The organism is Citrobacter sp. Cs237 (assembly GCF_030332325.1).
Taxonomy (GTDB): Bacteria; Pseudomonadota; Gammaproteobacteria; order Enterobacterales; family Enterobacteriaceae; genus Citrobacter_A; species Citrobacter_A sedlakii.
Genome location: NZ_JAOWIB010000108.1, coordinates 363,662 through 383,347, shown reverse-complemented (window position 1 = coordinate 383,347; position 19,686 = coordinate 363,662). Strand labels below are relative to the sequence as shown.

18 protein-coding genes are annotated in these 19,686 nt (G+C 56.8%); 4 read left to right on the top strand and 14 right to left on the bottom strand.

What is annotated here, in order from left to right:
* Positions 1–72 precede the first annotated feature (72 nt).
* Together OGY07_RS18875 and OGY07_RS18870 are read right to left on the bottom strand one after the other, a co-directional pair.
* Positions 73–441: an MmcQ/YjbR family DNA-binding protein gene (locus tag OGY07_RS18875; RefSeq protein ID WP_042285689.1), complete on the bottom strand. Its 369-nt coding sequence runs from the start codon at positions 439–441 to the stop codon at positions 73–75.
* Complete coding sequence (locus tag OGY07_RS18870) at positions 441–1,022, bottom strand: TetR/AcrR family transcriptional regulator (RefSeq protein WP_200033616.1); 582 nt, start codon at positions 1,020–1,022, stop codon at positions 441–443. Before OGY07_RS18870 ends, OGY07_RS18875 begins: the two co-directional genes overlap by 1 nt.
* A 189-nt stretch (positions 1,023–1,211) precedes the next feature.
* Between OGY07_RS18870 and OGY07_RS18865 the strand changes: the two genes are divergently transcribed.
* The 3 genes from OGY07_RS18865 to OGY07_RS18855 all read left to right on the top strand — a co-directional run bounded on the left by OGY07_RS18865 (position 1,212) and on the right by OGY07_RS18855 (position 4,424).
* Positions 1,212–2,345, top strand: coding sequence for an MBL fold metallo-hydrolase (locus OGY07_RS18865; protein ID WP_042285686.1), 1,134 nt, complete (start codon positions 1,212–1,214; stop codon positions 2,343–2,345).
* Positions 2,342–2,689: a RamA family antibiotic efflux transcriptional regulator gene (locus OGY07_RS18860; protein ID WP_042285684.1), complete on the top strand. Its 348-nt coding sequence runs from the start codon at positions 2,342–2,344 to the stop codon at positions 2,687–2,689. The genes OGY07_RS18865 and OGY07_RS18860 overlap by 4 nt, the downstream gene beginning before the upstream one ends.
* Before the next feature lie 109 nt (positions 2,690–2,798).
* Positions 2,799–4,424, top strand: a complete 1,626-nt coding sequence (locus tag OGY07_RS18855) for an alpha/beta hydrolase-fold protein (protein ID WP_200033618.1) — start codon at positions 2,799–2,801, stop codon at positions 4,422–4,424.
* Here OGY07_RS18855 and OGY07_RS18850 read toward each other — a convergent pair.
* From OGY07_RS18850 to betI, 5 genes are all read right to left on the bottom strand, one after another.
* Positions 4,353–4,601 (bottom strand): DUF1158 domain-containing protein, encoded by a 249-nt coding sequence (locus OGY07_RS18850; RefSeq protein WP_042285680.1) that lies wholly within the window; start codon positions 4,599–4,601, stop codon positions 4,353–4,355. The two genes, OGY07_RS18855 and OGY07_RS18850, sit on opposite strands and share 72 nt — an antisense overlap.
* 69 nt (positions 4,602–4,670) lie before the next feature.
* On the bottom strand, positions 4,671–5,786 hold the full coding sequence (locus tag OGY07_RS18845; protein WP_042285676.1) for a YbdK family carboxylate-amine ligase: 1,116 nt from the start codon (positions 5,784–5,786) through the stop codon (positions 4,671–4,673).
* A 97-nt stretch (positions 5,787–5,883) separates the two neighbouring features.
* Positions 5,884–7,560, bottom strand: coding sequence for a choline dehydrogenase (betA, locus tag OGY07_RS18840; protein ID WP_286602384.1), 1,677 nt, complete (start codon positions 7,558–7,560; stop codon positions 5,884–5,886).
* Positions 7,561–7,573: 13 nt separating this feature from the next.
* The gene (betB, locus tag OGY07_RS18835; RefSeq protein WP_042285671.1) at positions 7,574–9,046 is read right to left on the bottom strand and encodes a betaine-aldehyde dehydrogenase; all 1,473 of its coding nucleotides are present in this window, start codon (positions 9,044–9,046) and stop codon (positions 7,574–7,576) included.
* A gap of 13 nt (positions 9,047–9,059) precedes the next feature.
* On the bottom strand, positions 9,060–9,653 hold the full coding sequence (gene betI / locus OGY07_RS18830) for a transcriptional regulator BetI (protein WP_042285669.1): 594 nt from the start codon (positions 9,651–9,653) through the stop codon (positions 9,060–9,062).
* 126 nt (positions 9,654–9,779) lie between these two features.
* On the opposite strand from betI, the gene OGY07_RS18825 reads away from it, so the two are divergent.
* The gene (locus tag OGY07_RS18825; RefSeq protein WP_286602381.1) at positions 9,780–11,813 is read left to right on the top strand and encodes a choline transporter; all 2,034 of its coding nucleotides are present in this window, start codon (positions 9,780–9,782) and stop codon (positions 11,811–11,813) included.
* Positions 11,814–11,976: 163 nt separating this feature from the next.
* Here OGY07_RS18825 and OGY07_RS18820 read toward each other — a convergent pair whose 3' ends face one another.
* The 7 genes from OGY07_RS18820 to OGY07_RS18790 all read right to left on the bottom strand — a co-directional run bounded on the left by OGY07_RS18820 (position 11,977) and on the right by OGY07_RS18790 (position 19,524).
* On the bottom strand, positions 11,977–12,762 hold the full coding sequence (locus OGY07_RS18820; protein ID WP_042285664.1) for an SDR family oxidoreductase: 786 nt from the start codon (positions 12,760–12,762) through the stop codon (positions 11,977–11,979).
* A gap of 33 nt (positions 12,763–12,795) precedes the next feature.
* Positions 12,796–13,593: a glucose 1-dehydrogenase gene (locus tag OGY07_RS18815; protein WP_200033623.1), complete on the bottom strand. Its 798-nt coding sequence runs from the start codon at positions 13,591–13,593 to the stop codon at positions 12,796–12,798.
* 52 nt (positions 13,594–13,645) lie between these two features.
* Entirely contained in the window at positions 13,646–14,713 is a 1,068-nt protein-coding gene (locus OGY07_RS18810; protein ID WP_042285659.1) for an ABC transporter permease, read from the bottom strand.
* Positions 14,714–14,730: 17 nt separating this feature from the next.
* On the bottom strand, positions 14,731–16,275 hold the full coding sequence (locus tag OGY07_RS18805; protein WP_042285657.1) for a sugar ABC transporter ATP-binding protein: 1,545 nt from the start codon (positions 16,273–16,275) through the stop codon (positions 14,731–14,733).
* Position 16,276: 1 nt separating this feature from the next.
* Positions 16,277–16,897, bottom strand: coding sequence for a DUF2291 family protein (locus OGY07_RS18800; RefSeq protein ID WP_286602374.1), 621 nt, complete (start codon positions 16,895–16,897; stop codon positions 16,277–16,279).
* 43 nt (positions 16,898–16,940) lie between these two features.
* Entirely contained in the window at positions 16,941–17,876 is a 936-nt protein-coding gene (locus OGY07_RS18795; RefSeq protein ID WP_286602371.1) for a D-ribose ABC transporter substrate-binding protein, read from the bottom strand.
* A gap of 127 nt (positions 17,877–18,003) precedes the next feature.
* Entirely contained in the window at positions 18,004–19,524 is a 1,521-nt protein-coding gene (locus OGY07_RS18790) for an FGGY family carbohydrate kinase (protein ID WP_286602369.1), read from the bottom strand.
* Positions 19,525–19,686: the final 162 nt, after the last annotated feature.

The window sequence follows — 19,686 nt, the reverse complement described above, 5'->3', positions numbered from 1 at the left end:
CGCAGGGTACAAGGTTCTCCGGCAGATGATAAGTGAGAAAATGCGAAAACAGTTATCGTCTGTCACGACCAATCAGCGCGGGCGGATCCGTTTTTGGTCGCGCTTCGTCAGACCGTCCACCACCAGATTCCACGAATCGTTGACCAGTTCTTCCAGCAGCGACTCGCTGATATCGTCGCCGGGCGTGACGGAAATCCAGTGCTTTTTGTTCATGTGGTAACCAGGCGTGATGCTCGGGTATATCTGCTGATTTAACAGCGATTTTTGCGGATCGGACTTCAGATTAATCACTCTGCGATTGTTCACGTCGGTGGCAATCATGAAGATCTTACCGCCCACTTTAAAGACGTCATATTCCGGGCCAAACGGCCAGCAATGTTCGGTAAACGGAAAAGCCAGCGCCAGACGGCGCGCGCAATCATACAGCGTTTTATCATTCATCAGGACTCCTCGCGGGTGAGGGCGCGCCACATCGCTTCAAAACCGAGAGAGATAAACTCACTGGCGCGAGCCGGTTCGCGAGTGGCAAACTCCATGGTGGTTTCGGCCAGGGTTAAAAACAGCGCGTCGCCGAAGGCGCGATATTCGTCTGACATAAAGACCGGCAGGACCGCACGGTGGCAAAGATCGTGCAGCTCAGGAAACATGGCGTCGGCCTTTTGTTCTGTCTCTTTGGTGATTTTCTCGCTGACCGCCAGTTGGCGTATCGCGCGGTGCCCGTGCGTCTGTTCCAGCCCCCAGCGGATATAGCTGCTCCAGATATAAAAGGTCATCGCTTTGGCATCGGTCAGCGAACGATCCAGCCTGGCGATCATTGACTGACACAGGCTGTGCTTAAGATGGAGGTAAAGTTCGTTAATTAACTCGTCTTTGGTCGCGAAATAGCGAAACAATGTTCCTTCCGCCACGCCTGCATTGCGGGCAATCACGGCGGTAGAAGCCGCGATCCCGGACTGCGCGATTGCCGTGGTTGCTGCCTCCAGTAATGCCAGTTTTTTGTCTTCACTCTTCGGACGAGCCACTACATTTTACCCTTATCAGTCTAAAACCCGAATTGAAACACGGCCTTTGCAGCGCCGCAACGGGGAATGTCAAAGATTGAAAAACGTCTTGACGCGAAATTTCCGATTTCTATAATGAGTGCTTACTCACTCATAATCAAGAGTCAGCCGCGCAGACTACCGGACGGGAGCGCGTTTTCAGGTCAGGATATGAAGCGTCTCACAGTTTGTGTGGTTGTTATGATGATCATTGCCAGTGCCGCAACGTTACCGTTTGTCCTCAATGCTGGCTTCGGTCAGGCGCCGCAAGGGGCTCAGCTCAGCCAGTTTGAACAGTCCGTCAATTATCGTGATGGGCAATTCCATAATCAGGTGCCAGGGCCGGGCTATACCGGAAATAAAAGTCTGCTGGCGGCCTGGTGGGAATTCCTGGTCGCAAAGCGAGAGAACGCGCGACCGGCGCAGCCGTTGCCGCTGGTAGCGACCGATATTGCAGCTCTGCCCGCGGACAGGGACACGCTGATCTGGCTCGGCCACTCGTCGTGGTATTTGCAGCTCGGCGGAAAACGCATTCTGATCGACCCGGTCTTCAGCCGTTATGCGGCGCCGTTTTCTTTTCTCAACAAAGCGTTTGTCGGCGATTACCCCTGGACCGCCCAGGCAATGCCGGCGATCGATCTGCTGATCATTTCTCACGATCATTATGACCATCTGGATTACGCCACCATCAAGGCGTTGATGCCAAAAGTGAAGCGAGTGATTACGCCGCTCGGCGTCGGTTCGCATTTGCGGTACTGGGGTATGAACGGCGACATCATTGAGGAGCGTGACTGGCACCAGTCTGTGCGGGTGGATGACGGGCTCTATATTCACGTACTGCCCGCCCGCCATTTTTCCGGACGCGGCATCAAGCGTAACCAGACGCTGTGGGCCAGTTTTCTGTTTGAAACGCCGGAACAGAAAATTTACTACAGCGGCGACTCTGGCTACGGCCCGCACTTTCGGGCGATTGGCGAACAGTTTGGCGCGATCGACCTGGCGATCATGGAAAACGGTCAGTATGACCCGGACTGGAAATACATCCACATGATGCCGGAGGAAACCGCTCAGGCGGCACAGGATCTGCGCGCCAGAGCCATCTTACCGGGGCATGCCGGACGTTTTGTGCTGGCGAAACACACCTGGGATGATCCTTATAAACGGCTGGCGCTGGCCAGCCGTCATAAACCCTACCGCCTGCTCACTCCGACGCTGGGCGAACCGGTGAAGCTCGACGATCCGGCGCAACAGTTCACGGCATGGTGGGAGAACACGAGCAATTTGCAGGAGAGGAGTGCTGAATGACCATTTCTGCTCAGGTAATCGACACCATTGTCGAATGGATTGATGAAAATTTGAATCAACCGTTGCGTATTGACGATATCGCCCGCCACGCGGGGTATTCCAAGTGGCATTTGCAGCGTCTTTTTATGCAGTACAAAGGGGAGAGTCTCGGGCGCTACATCCGCGAGCGCAAGCTGCTGCTGGCGGCGCGGGATTTGCGCGAATCCGACGAAAAAGTATACGATATCTGTTTGCGCTACGGTTTTGATTCGCAGCAGACGTTTACCCGCATCTTTACCCGCACGTTTAATCAGCCGCCGGGCGCCTACCGCAAAGAGAACCACAGCCGGACACACCCGGCATAGTGTTATCAGGCCGCGACAGGCAGAGTAACATTCCGCTTACAAATCTTATTGCAAACCATTCCCATTTACATTAGCGTGGCTGACACATTTCTTCAGGAACGGTTAGCCAATGAAAATGGCGTGGAGTGGTTTGCTCCTGGGGCTGGGAACCCTGTCGGCTCAGGCGATGTCCTGTTCGACTCCCTCGCTCCACGGCGAGCAGCAGGGAAAATTTGATGCCAGCGGCGAAGTCTGTTTTGTCCTTCCTCCGCTAAACGAAAACTATGTTTCCGCAACGCTGTCCGGCGTCACCGATGCCCGTCTGCTCGACGGTCAAAACCGGCGTATCCGCACATTACTGGAAGACGGCCCCGACGATGGCGAGCATCATTTGCTGTTTTCGTTACCCGTACAGCAGACTACCTCGCTGGTGCTGCATGGTAACGAAGGCGCGCGCTGGCAGTTTAGCTGGCAGATGAAAGAGACGACGCCGCTGCCGCGCACGCAGCGAATTTCCCCGGTCAGCCCGACGCTACAGCGGCTGGAAAAAGCGATTGCCGCCGGGGCGGGAACCGCGGATTTCTGGCAGGATCGGCAGCGTTACGGTACGCCGCTGGTCGAACCTGTCGACGCTAACCATAAACGGATCACCTTTCTCTGGCGCGGCGCGAAGCAAAACGTTTTTCTGTTTGGCTCGCCGGCAGGCGAGCACGATCCGCTGTTTCGACTCGGCCATTCCGACGTCTGGTTTCGCAGCTATGTTGTGCCTGCGGATACGGTTATGCAGTACAAACTGGCGCCGGATGTGCCAAAAGTCAGCGGTTCGCCCCGCGATCAGCGACGCGCGATCCTGGTCAGCGCGCAGGCCGATCCTTATAACCCGTTGCGGATCGGCGATAAGCATGCCGATCGCTGGAACCAGTCGTCGTTAATCGATCTTGGCCCGCCGCGTTTTTGTTCGGCGCAGGCCGCTGCACAGCCGTTGACGCACGGCGCGCTAACCCGTCAGATGCTGAAAAGCGAACGGTTAGGCAATCGCCGGGAAATCGCCCTCTACCGTCCGCGAGTGGCGCAGCCGGCGCGTTGGACGTTGATCCTGTTTGACGGTAAAACCTACCTTGATGACTACCATATCGACCGGATAGTTGACGGTCTGATTGCCCGCCATCAGCTTCCGCCGATCAATGTGGTATTTGTGGACTCGCTCGATCATCCGCGTCGTGGAAAAGAGCTGCCGCCAAACCCGGACTTTGCCGATTTCATGGCGCACGAGCTGACGCCCTGGCTGGCGCAGCAGGGCATATCCCTACAGCGGCAGAAAACGGTGCTGGCCGGGTCCAGCTACGGGGGACTGGCGTCGTCGTGGGTGGCGCTGCGCTACCCACGGCTGTTTGGCAATGTGCTGAGTCTTTCCGGCTCCTACTGGTGGGCGCCGCACGGGGAGGCGCCCGCCTGGCTGACGCGGCAGTATCAGAACTCGCCGCGCTACCCGATTACCTTCTGGCTACAAGCCGGGCGTTTTGAACAGGAAGGGCCGAACGGCGGCATCTATCGCAACACGCTGGCGTTTGAAAAGGTACTCAAAGAAAAGGGCTACACGGTCAGTTTTCATCCGTGGTCGAGCGGGCATGACTACACCGCGTGGTGCGAAGCGCTGGTGCACGGCATGCGCGACTTCACGGGCTTAACCGGCCAGCGAAAACCAGCGACGCCAGACGTAGCGGAGCACAAAATATTCGACAGCGCCAAGCGCTAAAAACCACAGGCAGAACAGCAGCGTATAAAGCTGGTTGAGATCCATAAGATGAAAGGCGTCAACCAGCTTTTGCGCCAGCGTCAGTCCCAGAGACGGGGCGGGCAGCAACAGGCAGGACAGAAAAGCCATCAGCAAAATACCGGCGGCAGTCATCAGCGATTCAAGCGGGTGTTTCATGGCATTGTTAAATGTGAGTTTAAAAAGCCATTGTCCGGGATTACGCCGGACAACGCAAACGCCGTCCTGTTACCCCGCCCAGATCTCGCAATGTTTTTTCACCAGACCAATCAACGACCCGCCATCGGCGACAAATTCCCGCATCTTTTGCGCTTCGCTGCCGCCGTTTCTCACCTGACGGGTCAGGGCCTCGATCGCGCTGCCTGCGCCCACTTTATCCGCCGAGGGGGCGACTTTCTCCAGCAGACGCAGGGTGTCCTCTGACAGTTTATGATGATCGCCGGTATGTACGTCGGTCAGAATGCCGTCCAGTCCGTAACGGCAGGCCTGAAAGCGGTTGAACTTATACAGCAGGTAATCGCGTTCCTGGTGTTTAAACGGTCGCTCGGTCAAAAGCCAGTGCGCGGTCGCCTGAATCAGTCCCGCGATGTTGACGGCATGAGACAAGGTGAGCGGCGTATCCATCACCCGCACTTCCACGGTGCCAAAATGCGGACTCGGTCGGATATCCCAGTGCAAATCTTTAATACTTTCGATCATGCTGGTGTAACTGAGCCGACGGAATAGCCCCTCAAATTCCTGCCAGTTACTGACCCACGGCATCGGACCGTTGTCCGGAAAACCGGAGAAAATATTCAGCCGCGATGAGGCGAAACGGGTGTCAGAACCCTGCATATAAGGCGAAGCGGCAGAGAGCGCGATAAAGTGCGGCACGAAGTGTGACAGCCCGTGCAGCAGATAGATCGCGTCGTCACCGCTGGCGCAACCGACGTGTACGTGCTGACCAAACACGGTCGCCTGCTGAATGAGGTAGCCAAAATTCTCCAGCGTCCGCTGATAGCGCTCGTTATCGCACACTTCCTGCCGCTGCCATTTTTGAAACGGATGGGTGCCCCCGCCACAAATCTCAATATGGTGCTCCGCCGCGGCGTGGAGAATCACCTGCTGCATGGCGGAAAACTGTGCGGCGGCCTGGTCGATGTTGTGACACACATCGGTCGCCAGTTCCAGCATGCTTTCGGTGATGTCATGTTTGACTTCACCGGCGGTGACCCGGTCTTTCACGGCGGCAATCAGCCGCGAAGAATCCTGGCTCAGGTCATAGCCCGGTGGATTAACCACCTGCGTTTCCAGCTCAATGCCGAGGGTGTAGGGTTCGGAGACGTGAAAATCGGGTAACGGCATAACGTTCTCTTTTAAAGGAATGTCTTTTCAGTATAGAAGCGTTATGGGTATTCGGAAGCGGCCTGATACGCGCCGCGTTATCAGACCATACAGACCGTTACCGCCGTGGCGCCTGGCGCACCGGCGTGTCGCCCGCCACGTAATAGCTGGCTGTGCTTTTTGCCAGCGGGGCGCGACCGCGAATAGCATCGGCAAGCTTTTCGCCAATCATGATTGTGGTCGCGTTCAGGTTGCCGGTGATGATTTGCGGCATGATTGAAGCGTCCACCACGCGCAGGTTTTCCACGCCGTGAACCCGGCCTTCGCCGTCCACGACCGCCATTTCATCAAAGCCCATTTTGCAGGTGCCGCAGGGATGAAACGCCGTCTCGGCGTGCTCGCGCACAAACGCGTCCAGTTGTTCGTCGCTCTGGCAGTCGCTGCCAGGGCTTATTTCCCGTCCGCGAAAGGGATCCAGCGCGGGCTGGTTGATGATTTCACGGGTAATGCGAATGGCGTCGCGAAACTCCTGCCAGTCCTGGTCGGTCGACATGTAATTAAACAAAATTGCCGGGTGCTCGCGCGGATCGCGTGATTTAAGATGGACGTGGCCGCGGCTTGGCGAGCGCATAGAGCCGACGTGGCACTGGAAGCCATGTTCTTTAACCGCGTTCGAGCCGTTGTAATTGATCGCGACCGGCAGAAAGTGATACTGAATGTTTGGCCAGGTAAACGCGTCCCGGCTGCGGATAAAACCGCCCGCTTCGAAATGGTTGCTCGCGCCAATGCCGGTGCCGCCAAACAGCCATTCGGCGCCGATCTTCGGTTGATTCCACCATTGCAGAGCCGGGTACAGTGAGACCGGTTTTTTACAGGCGTATTGCAGGTACATCTCCAGATGATCCTGCAGATTTTCGCCGACGCCGGGCAGGTGATGAACCAGCGGAATAGCAAACGCTTCCAGCAACGCCGCGTCGCCAACGCCGGAACGCTGCAGAATCTGCGGCGAAGCAATCGCCCCGGCGCATAACAGCACCTCTTTTTCCGCTGTGGCGGTGGTCGGAATGGTGCCGTCGCCTTCCAGCCACTCCACGCCCACCGCCTTTTTGCCATCAAAGATGATGTGATCGGTCAGCGCGTGGGTGATTATCGTCAGGTTAGGACGTTTTCTTGCCTGATCGAGATAGCCGCGCGCGGTGCTGGCGCGACGTCCCTGCGGCGTTACGGTGCGATCCATCGGGCCAAAGCCTTCCTGCTGGTAACCATTAAGATCGTCCGTGCGCGGATAACCGGCCTGTACGCCCGCCTCGATCATCGCGTCGAACAACGGATTCACATGGGGTTTCGAGGTGGTCACGCAGACCGGGCCGTCGCCGCCGTGATAGTCGTTTGCGCCGATATCGCGCGATTCCGCCTTACGGTAGTAGGGCAGGCAGTGGAGATAGCTCCAGTGTTCGAGTCCGGGTTCGTTTGCCCAGTTGTCGAGATCCATCGCGTTGCCGCGAACATAGCACATGCCGTTAATCAACGAGGAACCGCCCAGTCCTTTGCCGCGTCCGCACTCCATCCGGCGATAATTCATGTGCGGTTCCGGCTCGGTTTCATACGCCCAGTTATAGCGTTTCCCCTGAAGGGGATAGGCCAGCGCCGCGGGCATCTGAGTGCGAAAATCCGCACGGTAGTCCGGGCCGCCCGCCTCTAAAAGCAGAACGGTGGTATTGCTGTCTTCTGTCAGTCGTGTTGCCAGTACGTTGCCGGCAGAACCGGCGCCAATAATGATATAGTCAAAATGCAATGAGACCTCCTGGTTAAAAGACGGACTGGAAGGGGGCCATCTCGATCTGGATGGATTTTACCTGGGTGTAGTTTTGCAGCGTCATCACGCCGTTTTCACGACCAATGCCAGAGTGCTTATAGCCGCCGACCGGCATTTCCGCCGGGGATTCCCCCCAGGTGTTGATCCAGCAGATCCCGGCCTCGAGCTGGTGGATAACCCGATGCGCACGGTTGAGATCCTGCGTGACCACGCCTGCCGCCAGACCATAGTCGGTCGCGTTGGCGCGGCGAATTACCTCGTCTTCGCGCTCATAGGTGAGAATTGACATGACCGGGCCAAAGATTTCTTCCCGTACGATGGTCATCTCGTCGCGACAGTCGGTGAACACCGTTGGCGCAACCCACGCGCCATGTTCAACGTCGCGGCCTTTCAGTGCGCCGCCGCCGCACAGTAGCGTTGCGCCTTCGCGCTTGCCGCTTTCGATATAGCGCAGAACGTTTTCCCGATGCGCGAAGCTGACCAGAGGCCCGAAGTTAGTTGCCGGATCAAACAGATCGCCTGCGCGAATTCGCGCCACGCGGGAGAGGATCGTCTGTTCAAAGGCGCTTTTCATCTTTGTCGGGATAAACACGCGGGTGCCGTTGGTACAGACCTGCCCAGCGCTGTAGAAATTCGCCATCATGGCGATGTCGGCGGCCAGATTAACGTTGGCGTCCTCGAAAATAATCAGCGGCGATTTACCGCCCAGCTCCATCGTGACCTCTTTCAGTGAGGAGGCCGCGGAATGCGCCATCACTTTTTTGCCGCTGGCAACCCCGCCGGTAAACGACACTTTGGCAATGCCGGGATGTTCGGTCAGATACTGGCCCGTTTCCGCACCCGCGCCCGGCAACACGTTAAATACGCCGTCCGGCAGACCCGCTTCGCTGTAGATTTCCGCCAGCTTTAACGCGGTGAGCGGCGTCACTTCGCTGGGTTTGAAGATCATCGCATTGCCCGCCGCCAGCGCCGGAGCAGACTTCCACAGCGCGATTTGAATCGGGTAGTTCCATGCGCCGATCCCTGCCACCACGCCCAACGGCTCGCGGCGAGTGTAAACGAAAGCGGACTCGCGCAGCGGGATCTGGCTGCCTTCCAGTGACGGGATCAGCCCGGCGTAATACTCCAGTACGTCCGCGCCGGTCACGATATCCACGCTGGCGGTTTCGCTGAACGGCTTTCCGGTATCCAGCGTTTCCAGTCTGGCCAGCTCGTCATTGCGTTCGCGCAGAATATCCACCGCCCGGCGCAGAATGCGCGAACGTTCCATCGCGGTCATCGCCGCCCAAATTTTTTGTCCGCGTTGGGCGCTTTTTACGGCGCGATCAACATCGTCACGCCCTGCGGCGTGAACCGTCGCCAGAATATCGCCATTGGCAGGATTGATGGTATCGAAGGTGTGACCGCTGGCGGCGGCGGTATAACCACCGTCTATATAAAGCTGTTGTTCTGCCATTCGCGACATGCGTTCTCCTCGTTTAGTCAGTGGCTTTCGGCAAATGCTGACTGATGAAATGGGTGGTCAGCGCCTGGGCGAGACTCAGATTAAACGGTTCGCCGCTCAGCGCGGCGCGTAGCCAGAGCCCGTCAATCAGCGCCGCCAGTCCGTAACCCGCCTGCTGCGCCTGTTCGCGCGGCAGTTCACGCTTAAATTCGTAGACGATATTCGACAGCAGGCGCTTACTGGCAACCTGCTGAAGGCGATACAGCATCGGCTGATGCATACTGCTGGCCCAGAAGGCCAGCCACGCTTTCATCGCCGCGTGGCTTATCTGCGTGTCGTCAAAATTCCCCGCGACGATGGCCCGCAGGCGCAGTTCGGCACGGGCGCCCTGGAGCGCACGCAGCCGATGCAAAACCGCATGGCGGAGCTGGCTGGTGATGTCGCGCATCGTCGCCTCCAGCAATCCATTCTTATCCCTGAAGTAATGGCTGATGATGCCGGTCGAAACCCCGGCGCGACGGGCGATCTGCGCGATCGTCGCATCGTGCATTCCCACCTCATTGATCGCCTCCAGCGTGGCGTTAATCAGCTGCCGTTGCCGAATCGGTTGCATCCCCAGTTTGGGCATTTTCGGACTCCATTCATCAGTTTTGTTTATCTATTAGAACGGTTTTTGATTGAACGTTCAATATAAATGTGTATTAATTGTTACGTTTTTGATTTCAAATAGTTGCAATAAAAGTGAGGATACTGGATGTCAGACCTTCCCTCGTGCAGAGAAAAAGACAAAATCAATCCGGTTGTTTTTTATACGTCCGCCGGGCTGATTTTGTTGTTTTCCCTGACCACGATCTTCTTTAGTGATTTCTCCGCCGCCTGGATCGGCAAGACGTTGAACTGGGTATCGAAAACCTTCGGCTGGTATTATCTGTTGGCCGCCACGCTGTATATCGTCTTCGTCATTTTTATCGCCTGTTCGCGCTTTGGCTCAGTGAAGCTCGGGCCTGAGCAGTCCAAACCAGAATTCAGCCTGTTAAGCTGGGCTGCGATGTTATTTGCCGCCGGGATTGGTATCGACCTGATGTTTTTCTCGGTCGCGGAACCGGTCACGCAGTATATGCAGCCGCCGGAAGGGGCGGGGCAGACAGTCGAAGCGGCTCGCCAGTCGATGGTCTGGACCCTGTTTCACTACGGCCTGACAGGCTGGTCGATGTATGCGCTGATGGGCATGGCGCTGGGCTACTTCAGCTATCGCTATAACCTGCCGTTGACCATTCGTTCGGCGCTCTATCCCATCTTTGGTAAACGAATCAACGGACCGATAGGACACAGCGTGGACATCGCGGCGGTGATTGGCACCATCTTCGGCATCGCCACCACCCTCGGGATTGGCGTGGTGCAACTGAACTACGGGCTTAGCGTGCTGTTTGATATCCCGGACTCAATGGCGGCAAAGGCGGCGCTGATAGTGCTGTCGGTGATTATCGCCACAATTTCTGTCACCTCGGGCGTCGATAAGGGCATTCGCGTGCTGTCCGAACTGAACGTTGCGCTGGCGCTGGGGCTGATTCTGTTTGTGCTGTTTATGGGCGATACGTCATTCCTGCTCAATGCGCTGGTGCTTAACGTGGGTGATTACGTGAATCGCTTTATGGGCATGACGTTGAACAGCTTTGCTTTTGATCGCCCGGTCGAGTGGATGAACAACTGGACGCTGTTCTTCTGGGCGTGGTGGGTGGCGTGGTCACCGTTTGTCGGCCTGTTCCTGGCGCGTATTTCGCGCGGGCGTACGATCCGTCAGTTCGTTTTCGGCACGCTGATTATTCCGTTCACCTTTACCCTGCTGTGGCTGTCGGTGTTTGGCAACAGCGCGCTGTACGAAATTATTCACGGCGATGCAGGCTTTGCATCCGAAGCGATGGCGCATCCGGAGCGTGGATTTTACAGCCTGCTGGCCCAGTATCCGGCGTTCACCTTCAGCGCCTCGGTGGCGACAATCACAGGCCTGCTGTTCTATGTGACCTCCGCAGATTCCGGCGCGCTGGTGTTGGGTAACTTTACTTCAAGGCTAAAAGACATTAACAGCGATGCGCCAAACTGGCTGCGCATTTTCTGGTCTGTCGCCATCGGCCTGCTGACGCTCGGCATGTTGATGACGAACGGTATTTCCGCGCTGCAGAACACCACGGTCATCATGGGGCTACCGTTTAGCTTCGTCATCTTCTTTGTCATGGCCGGGCTGTATAAATCGCTGAAGGTCGAGGATTATCGCCGGGAAAGCGCCAGCCGACACACCGCGCCGCGTCCGATGGGCGTACAGGATCGGCTGAGCTGGAAAAAACGCTTATCGCGGCTGATGAACTATCCGGGCACGCGCTATACCCGCCAGATGATGGAGACGGTATGCTTCCCGGCGATGGAGGAAGTGGCCCAGGAGCTCACACTGCGCGGCGCCAGGGTAGCGCTAAAAAGCCTGCCGCCGGAAGAGGGCGAAAACCTCGGCCATCTGGATCTGCGGGTATACATGGGCGACGAACGGAATTTTATCTACCAGATCTGGCCGCAGCAGTACGCGGTGCCGGGTTTCACCTACCGTGCCCGCAGTGGTAAATCGACCTACTATCGTCTGGAAACTTTCCTGCTGGAAGGCAGTCAGGGTAATGACCTGATGGACTACAGCAAAGAGCAGGTGATTACCGATATTCTCGACCAGTATGAACGCCATCTGAACTTTATTCATCTGGATCGCGAAGCGCCAGGCAACGGCGTACTGTTTCCCGGCATGTAGATCTAAACGTTTTCTGAAAAAAAACGCTTACTGTTTACATACACAGTAAGAAGAGATGTGGAGAGTCGGGTAACCGCGGGTGCCTGACGCTTTCCGGCTTCAGGCCATTGCTGAGATTCAGAAAAATGAAAGCCCGCAGTCTTCACTGGCTGCGGGCGAATGTTTACCAGCAGATAAACCCGCCATCCACCACCAGATCTACCCCCGTGCAAAACGACGCGGCATCGCTGGCGAGAAACAGCGCCGGACCGGCCATCTCTTCCACCTTCGCCATACGTTGAATCGGCGTCTGGCTTTCAAATTCCCGCGTCTGATGCACCATTTCCGGGCGGGTATTCATTGGCGTGGCGGTATAACCCGGGCTGATGGAGTTGACCCGAATCCCTTTCTCAATCCACTCCATCGCCAGACTTTTCGAAAGATGGATGACGCCGGCTTTCGAACTGTTGTAATGCGCCTGATCAAGGCCCCGGTTCACGATGATCCCGGACATAGAGGCGATATTAATAATGGCGCCGCCACCGCTTTTCAGCATCAGTTCCGCTTCGGCTTTGCACGAGTTCCACACGCCCGTCAGGTTGATATCAATCACCCGCTGCCACTGCTCGCTTTCCATTTCCAGCGCCGGGTTAGCGTTCGCGATCCCGGCGGCGTTAACCGCGATATCGAGGCGACCAAAACGTTCGTGGGTGAAAGCGATGGCCGCGCGCAGGTCGCTGAGTTGCCGGACATCGCCCGCGTAGAGGGCGGCCTGCCCGCCGATGGCCTCGATATTCTGTACGGTCTCTTTCAGCCCGCCGTCTTCCCGCAGGTCAAAACCGACCACGCGCGCGCCCGCGCTGGCAAGGGCCCAGGCTATCATCTGGCCGATACCGCTACCCGCGCCGGTAACGAAGGCGACGCGTCCTTCGAGGTTAAATAACTGCCGGGCAAAATCTTTTGCGATCATAGTGATTTCTCTCCACATAGTCCCCGGCGGGGATTACGACATGATCAGGCCGCCATCAATATTAATGGTCTGCCCGGTAAGGTAACGCGCATCGTCAGAGGCAAGGAAAGCCACCAGCCCGGCGACATCCTCGGGTTTCCCGGCCCGTTTCATCGGGATCCCTTTCACCCATTCCGCCATCAGTTCCCCTTTGCCGTAGCGTTTTTCTTCGCTGCTGAGAATCTCGCCCCACACGCGATCGTTGTAATCCCACATTTCGCTTTCGATAATGCCCGGACAGAAGGCGTTGACGGTGATATTCCACGGCGCCAGCTCGTGCGCCAGGCTCTGGGTGATACCGATAACGCCCATCTTGCTGGCGGCGTAATGCGGGGTGTAGATAAAGCCCTGCCGCCCCTGACCTGACGAGGTGTTGATCAGGCAGCCCTGATTCTGTTTAACCATGTATTTTGCCGCTTCACGACAGCACAGCCATACCCCGGTAGTGTTTACCGCCAACACTTTTTCGAAATCCGCCTTCGGCATCCGGTCGAAATAGTCGATGGTGATGACTCCGGCATTCTGGATGGATACATCGACAGTCCCGAAGCGGGCGGCGGCCTGCTCGTACAGCGACTGCACCTGCGCCTCATCGGTCACATCGACCTGCAGTGACAAGATATCCGCCTGATAGCGCTGGCGCAGTTGCTCTGCGGTGTCGTGGACGCGCTCCGCGTTGGACACCATCACCAGATTTGCGCCGTCGCGGGCGAAGCGTTCGGCGATGCCGGCGCCAATTCCCCGACATGCCCCGGTGATAACCACGGTTTTCCCCTGAAAATTGCGTTGCATATTTTTTCTCCTGTTTAAGCCGGGCAGCCTCCGCCCGGCGGAATGATGCGGTTTAGCTTGATGCGGTTTTTGCCGAGGGCGCCGCCGCCAGCTTTTCTTCATGGCGGCGCATCAGAATGACCTTGTTCTGGAGCTTTTGCTGGAACTGATCGACCACCACGGCGGTGACGATAACCACCCCTTTAATGACCATCTGCCAGAAGTCACTGACGCCCATCATGACCATCCCGTCGGCGAGAAAGACGATGACGAAAGCGCCGATAATGGAGCCGGATACCCTGCCGCGCCCACCCGCCAGCGCGGTTCCGCCCAGTACGGTGGCGCCAATGGCGTCCATTTCAAACATATTGCCGGTCATCGGATGCGCGGTTTGCAGCTGCGAGGCGACAATCAGTCCGACAAAGGCCGCGCACAGTCCGGAGAAGGCGTATACAAAGACTTTTGTTTTAACGATCGGCACGCCGGCAAGGCGCGCGGCGGACTCGTTGCCGCCGATGGCGTAGATATAGCGACCAAGCGGCGTTTTGGTGGTGATCCAATAACCCAGCAGCAGGAAGCCAATCATCAGCCAGATAGGTAGATAAATGCCCAACAGGGTGCCGGAGCCCAGCGTGGCGAAACCGGTGTTGCCCAGCGCCTCCATCCCGTTGAGGTTGGGATAGGTGCTGCCGTCGTTAAACAGCAGGGCGGAGCCCCTGGCGACATACATCATGCCGAGGGTGCAGATAAACGGCGCCACGCCGAAGCGGGTAATTACCGCGCCGTTGATGAACCCGACGAGGATGCCGAACAGGGCGACGCAGAGGATCACCTCCGGCACGTTAAAAAAGAGGATATTACCGCCCCAGATGGGCAGGCCGTTGGTCAACAGCGCGCCCGCCACCATGCCGCAGATCCCGGCAACGGCGCCCACGGACAGGTCGATGCCGCCCGTCAGGATCACCAGCGTCATGCCAATGGCCAGAAGCCCGGTGATTGCCACATGCTGCGTCATAATCAGCAGGTTAGACGTGGTCAGGAAATTCGGTACCATCACGCTAAAGAACGCAATCACCAGCAGCAGCGCGATGAATGTTCTGGCCTTTAGCAGGTACATATAAATCATATATTTCTGGTTCATGATGGATTCCAGCCTGATTAATCTTGTGGGGTAGACGCGGCGATTAACGCCTCGCGCGTGACGGCATCGCGGGGGACATCGGCGGTAATGCGGCCATCGGCCATGACCAGAATGCGATCCGCCAGCGCCATCACTTCGTCGAGTTCAGATGACGAAAACATCACTGCCAACCCTTGCTGCGCCATTTTGCCGATAAGGTGATAGACGTCGGTTTTCGCGCCCACGTCGATGCCGCGGGTCGGTTCATCAAGAAACACCACCTGAGGCTGCGTCATCAGCGCCTTGCCCAGTACCACTTTCTGCTGGTTGCCTCCGCTCAGGGAAGTAATGGGCAGTTCGGGATCGCTGACCTTAATTGCCAGTTGCTGGATCATCTCCTTCACGCTGGCCTGCTCTTTATGCGGGTTCAACCATTGCCAGGCCCGACGAAACCCCTTCAGGCTGAAGTCTGACAAGGTCATGTTGGACTGGATCGACATCATCTGCACCACGCCTTCACCCTGTCTGTCCTCTGGCACCAGCGCCAGCCCTTTTTTCAGTCGCGACTGGAAGTGGGCGTTATCAATGCGTTCGCCGTTGAGGTCTATCTTTCCACTCTGGCAGGGCATCAGGCCTACCAGCCCCTTAAACAACTCAGTGCGCCCGGCGCCCAGCAGACCGTAAATGCCGATCACTTCGCCTTTGCGTAAGCGAAACGAAACGTCATTGAGTTTGTAGCCACCGCTGGGGTGAAGCGCGGTCAGGCCCTGTACGGCAAGCACGGTGTCGCCGTGTGGCGCGGCCTGGTAATCGAAATGTTTTTTCTTGTCGCCCACCATCTGTTCGATGATCCACGGAATGCTGGCGTCACGAACGGGACGTTCGCTGATAAACCGACCGTCGCGGAAAATGGTGATGTTGTCGCCAATTTCCATCAGTTCTTCCAGACGGTGGGAGATATAAATAATGGTCACGCCGCGCCGCTTCAGCTGTTCGATCACGTTGAACAGCACTTTCACTTCAGACTGGCTGAGGGCCGAGGTAGGTTCATCCATGATCAGCACTCGCGTGTCTTTAGACAGCGCGCGGGCGATTTCCACCAGTTGCTGGTGGCCGATGCCGAGTTCCCCTAGCGGCGTATAAGGGTCAACGTCCAGCTCCAGTCTTTCCAGTAAAGATTTCGCCAACGCATACTGATATTTTTCGTTGATTCGTCCTTTCTGGAAAAATTCGTTAGCCATGAAAATATTATCCATGACGTTCATATTGGGAAATAAATTCAGCTCCTGAAAAATAATGCTGATCCCCAGTTTCTCCGCCTGATGCGTCGAATTTAGCGAGACAGGTTGACCATCAAGAAACAGTTGCCCGGAGGAGGGCGTTTCCACCCCGGCGAGCATTTTCATCATGGTCGATTTACCCGCGCCATTTTCGCCAATCAGTACATTGACCTTATTCCGGTAGACCCGATAATTCACATTATCTAACGCCACCACCCCGGGATAAACGCGCGACAGCGCACGGGTTTCAATAATCACTTCAGACTCAGCGCAGTCGGGCGCGACGCGATTATGCGGCTGCATATTATTCCCCTCCTGCCAGGTCGATTTTGGCGGGCGTAATCGCAGGCAGTGTTTGGGGAATATCCCAACTGGAAAATACGCCATACACCTCGACGGATTCGCCGGTTTTCAGCGGCGCCGCCTGGATCATGTTGACGGCCTGCTCGTTAATTGCCCGGCCATATTCGCCGAACAACACCTGGTCGTTGAAATCACCGTAGCTGGCCCCTTTATACGCATCGCGCAACTGCGTGCCGCGCAGCGTCGGACCGATCTGGACGACCACATCGCTGCCGCTCTTATCCGCGACCGTCATCTTGCCGCTGCGTGACGCCGTGTCGAGTTGGCTGATCTTTCCTGCTACCTTGACGTAAAAGAGGCAGGGATTCTCATCCTGAGAACGAAGGCCCAGCTTTTGACAGGCGCTGTCAATGTCTTTTTCCGCGCCCAGCGCCGCCATCAGTTCGGCGACGGGACGCGCCTGCCCGACAATCTGCGGGACAATCTGGTTTTGCCACATTTGGTCAATGTTGGCCATATGGGGATTGGGGGGAGATTTAAGGTCCGCCAGTTCCTGTTGCGAGACGATGCGGCACCCTCCCATGGTCAATACGGCCAGCGCCAGCCAGGCTTTTTTAGACATAATGTTCTCCTCTGCGCCTCGTGAGAGGCGCAACTCCCCGGGATCAGGACTTGATGTTGAAATCCTGGACTTTATCTGCGTTATCTTTAGTGATGAGAATGCCGCGGAACATCACGCGCTGTTTATCGGGTTTCACGCCGTTTTGCAGGTAGTTATCCAGATCGGTCACCCCCTGCGCCGCGATGGCCTGAGCCTGAAGCATCACGGTAGCCTGCAGCGAACCCGCTTTCACCGCGTCGCGTTCGTCGTTGCTGCCGTCAATACCGACGACAATGACGTCGCTGCGGTTAGCGGCTTTCAGGGCGGCGATAGCGCCAAGCGCGACGGGGCCGTTTCCGCAGATAACGCCTTTCACGTCAGGGTGCGCTTGCAGAATGCTGTCCATGATGCGTTTGCCGTCAATCAGCGTGCCTTTAGCATCCTGTTTCGCGACGCTGACCATATCCGGGAACTGGTCGATGACCTGGTGGAATGATTTGGAACGGGTGACGCAGTTATTATCCGCGAGGTTACAGGTCAGCTCAGCGTATTTGCCTTTTTCACCCATTTTTTCCACAAATACGTTGGCGACTTCCGAACCGGCCTGGAAGTTATTATGGGTAATCTGCACCAGCGCCACATCATCTACCGGAATTTCACGGTTGATTAAGACAATCGGTATTCCCGCTTTTTTCGCTTTTTCAATTGCCGCAACGCTGGCCGTTGAGTCAGCGTTATCAAGGATAATGCCCTGAACTTTTTTACCGATGGCGGTATCGATGAGCTCATTTTGTTTTTTCACATCTTCGCTGTGCGAAAGAATTGTGGTCTTGTAACCTAATTCTTGCGCTTTTTCGCTGGCGCCTTTCGCTTCAGAGGCGTAATACGGATTATCCAGCGAGTTGACCATAATCATAATTGTCCCTTTGTCGACGGCATGCGCGGCAAAGGACAACGCGGTCAGGGTAGCAGCGGTTAACAGCGTTAAACGTAATTTCATGACAATGTTCTCTCTGTGTTGTTATTGTCGGGTACGGTGAAACAACGTAAAGCCAGATTTGTTATGGGCCGGAGTCCTCCTTTGTTGAGTGAATGTATTCAGTCAGCCGTTATTCCCTGGTATGGCGTCAGACCGACGAGGCCGGTTTCCATAATGTTCTGTTCACCGCATGGCGCCACGCCTGCCATCGTTGTTGCAGTCGACGGTGGCGCGCCATGTCGGGCTGAAAAGTACTGTGCTCGGTTAAGAGGTCTTTAAGATCGCTTAGCGAGCCGGGGTGAAGCGCTTTGCGCGCCAGCAACGCGGCGCCGATGGCGGAAAGTTCCGGCACATCGCTGCGCATCACCGGACAGCCCAACAGATCCGCCTGGTATTGCATCAACCAGTCATTTTTTGTTGGACCGCCGTCAACCATGAGCGCCGTTAAGCTGAAATCGTCGTGCTGTTGCATGGCAACGACCACGTCTGCTATCTGATAGGTAATAGACTCGAGGGCGGCGCGGATCAGATGCGCTCGCTTTACCCCGCGGCTGAGTCCGCAGATCACGCCCCGCGCGCTGTCATCCCACCAGGGCGCGCCTAGCCCGGTCAGCGCCGGGACAAAGTAAACGCCGAGGGTCGATTCAACGGAAGCGGGAAGGGTGTTAAGTTCATGCGCCAGCTCGTCGTCAGGCAGCTCGCTCAGTCCGGTGCTGTCCGCCATCCAGGCAACCGCGTCGCCGGTGTGCGGAATGTTGCCTTCCAGACCGTAAACAATGCGTTCGCCATCATGCCAGGCGATGGTGGTCGCCAGCGCGTGGATAGTGCACTGCGCCGACTTCACTGGCGCCATGACTGAGGAACCCGTGCCGTAGGTAGCTTTAACACACCCCAGTTCGCCAAGCGCATGACCAAACAGGGCGGCGTGAGAATCGCCAACCATCGACATCACCGGAATACCATCCGGGATCCCGGCCAGCCCACGGGTATGACCAAACAGGCCGCTGGAGGGTTTGATTTCCGGCAGCGCGACGCGGGGGATCGCGAACAGCGCCAGCATCGCCTCATCCCATTGCCCGGTTTGCAGGTTAAGCAGTTGGGTGCGGGCGGCGTTGGAGTAGTCGCAGGAGAAGGCCTCGCCGCCGGTTAAGTTCCACAGCAGCCAACTGTCGATGGTGCCCAGGCAAATTTTTCCCTGTTCCGCCAGTCGCGCACCGTCAGGTATCGATTCCAGCAGCCAGCGCATTTTAGAGGCCGAAAACAGCGGGGCGATGGGCAAGCCGGTTGTGGCTTTAATCAACGGCTCCTGGTTATCCTGGCGCAGCGCCTCACACCAGGCCGCGCTGCGCGTGCACTGCCAGGTGATCGCGGCATTCAGCGGCTTACCGCTGTCGCGATACCAGCCGATGGCGGTTTCACGCTGATTACTGATCGCCAGCGCAACGACGTTGTCTGCGCCGACATGCTGAATGGCCCTGGCGATCACGTCCAGGGATGCCTCAATCAATACCTCGCCGGATTGTTCCACCCAGCCTTCCCGCGGCGTTTGAATCGCCAGCGGCTGAGAGTATTTCGCGACCACGTTGCCCCTGTCGTCTAGCGCGACCGCTTTCGCGTTGGTGGTGCCTTCATCCAGCGCGATAATGAACCCTTTCTTCGCTGTACACATAGATTGTCTCCTGAGTCACATTGCGTCCCGGCGTAGAAGGCAGAATGGCATCCCTCGTTGTCGCGTTTTACTTCATCAGGCTGGCTGTGACGTCGCGTATTTTTGTTTGTGAATATATATTCGGTATTGATTATTTATTTAATACCTTAGCCACAATCGTTG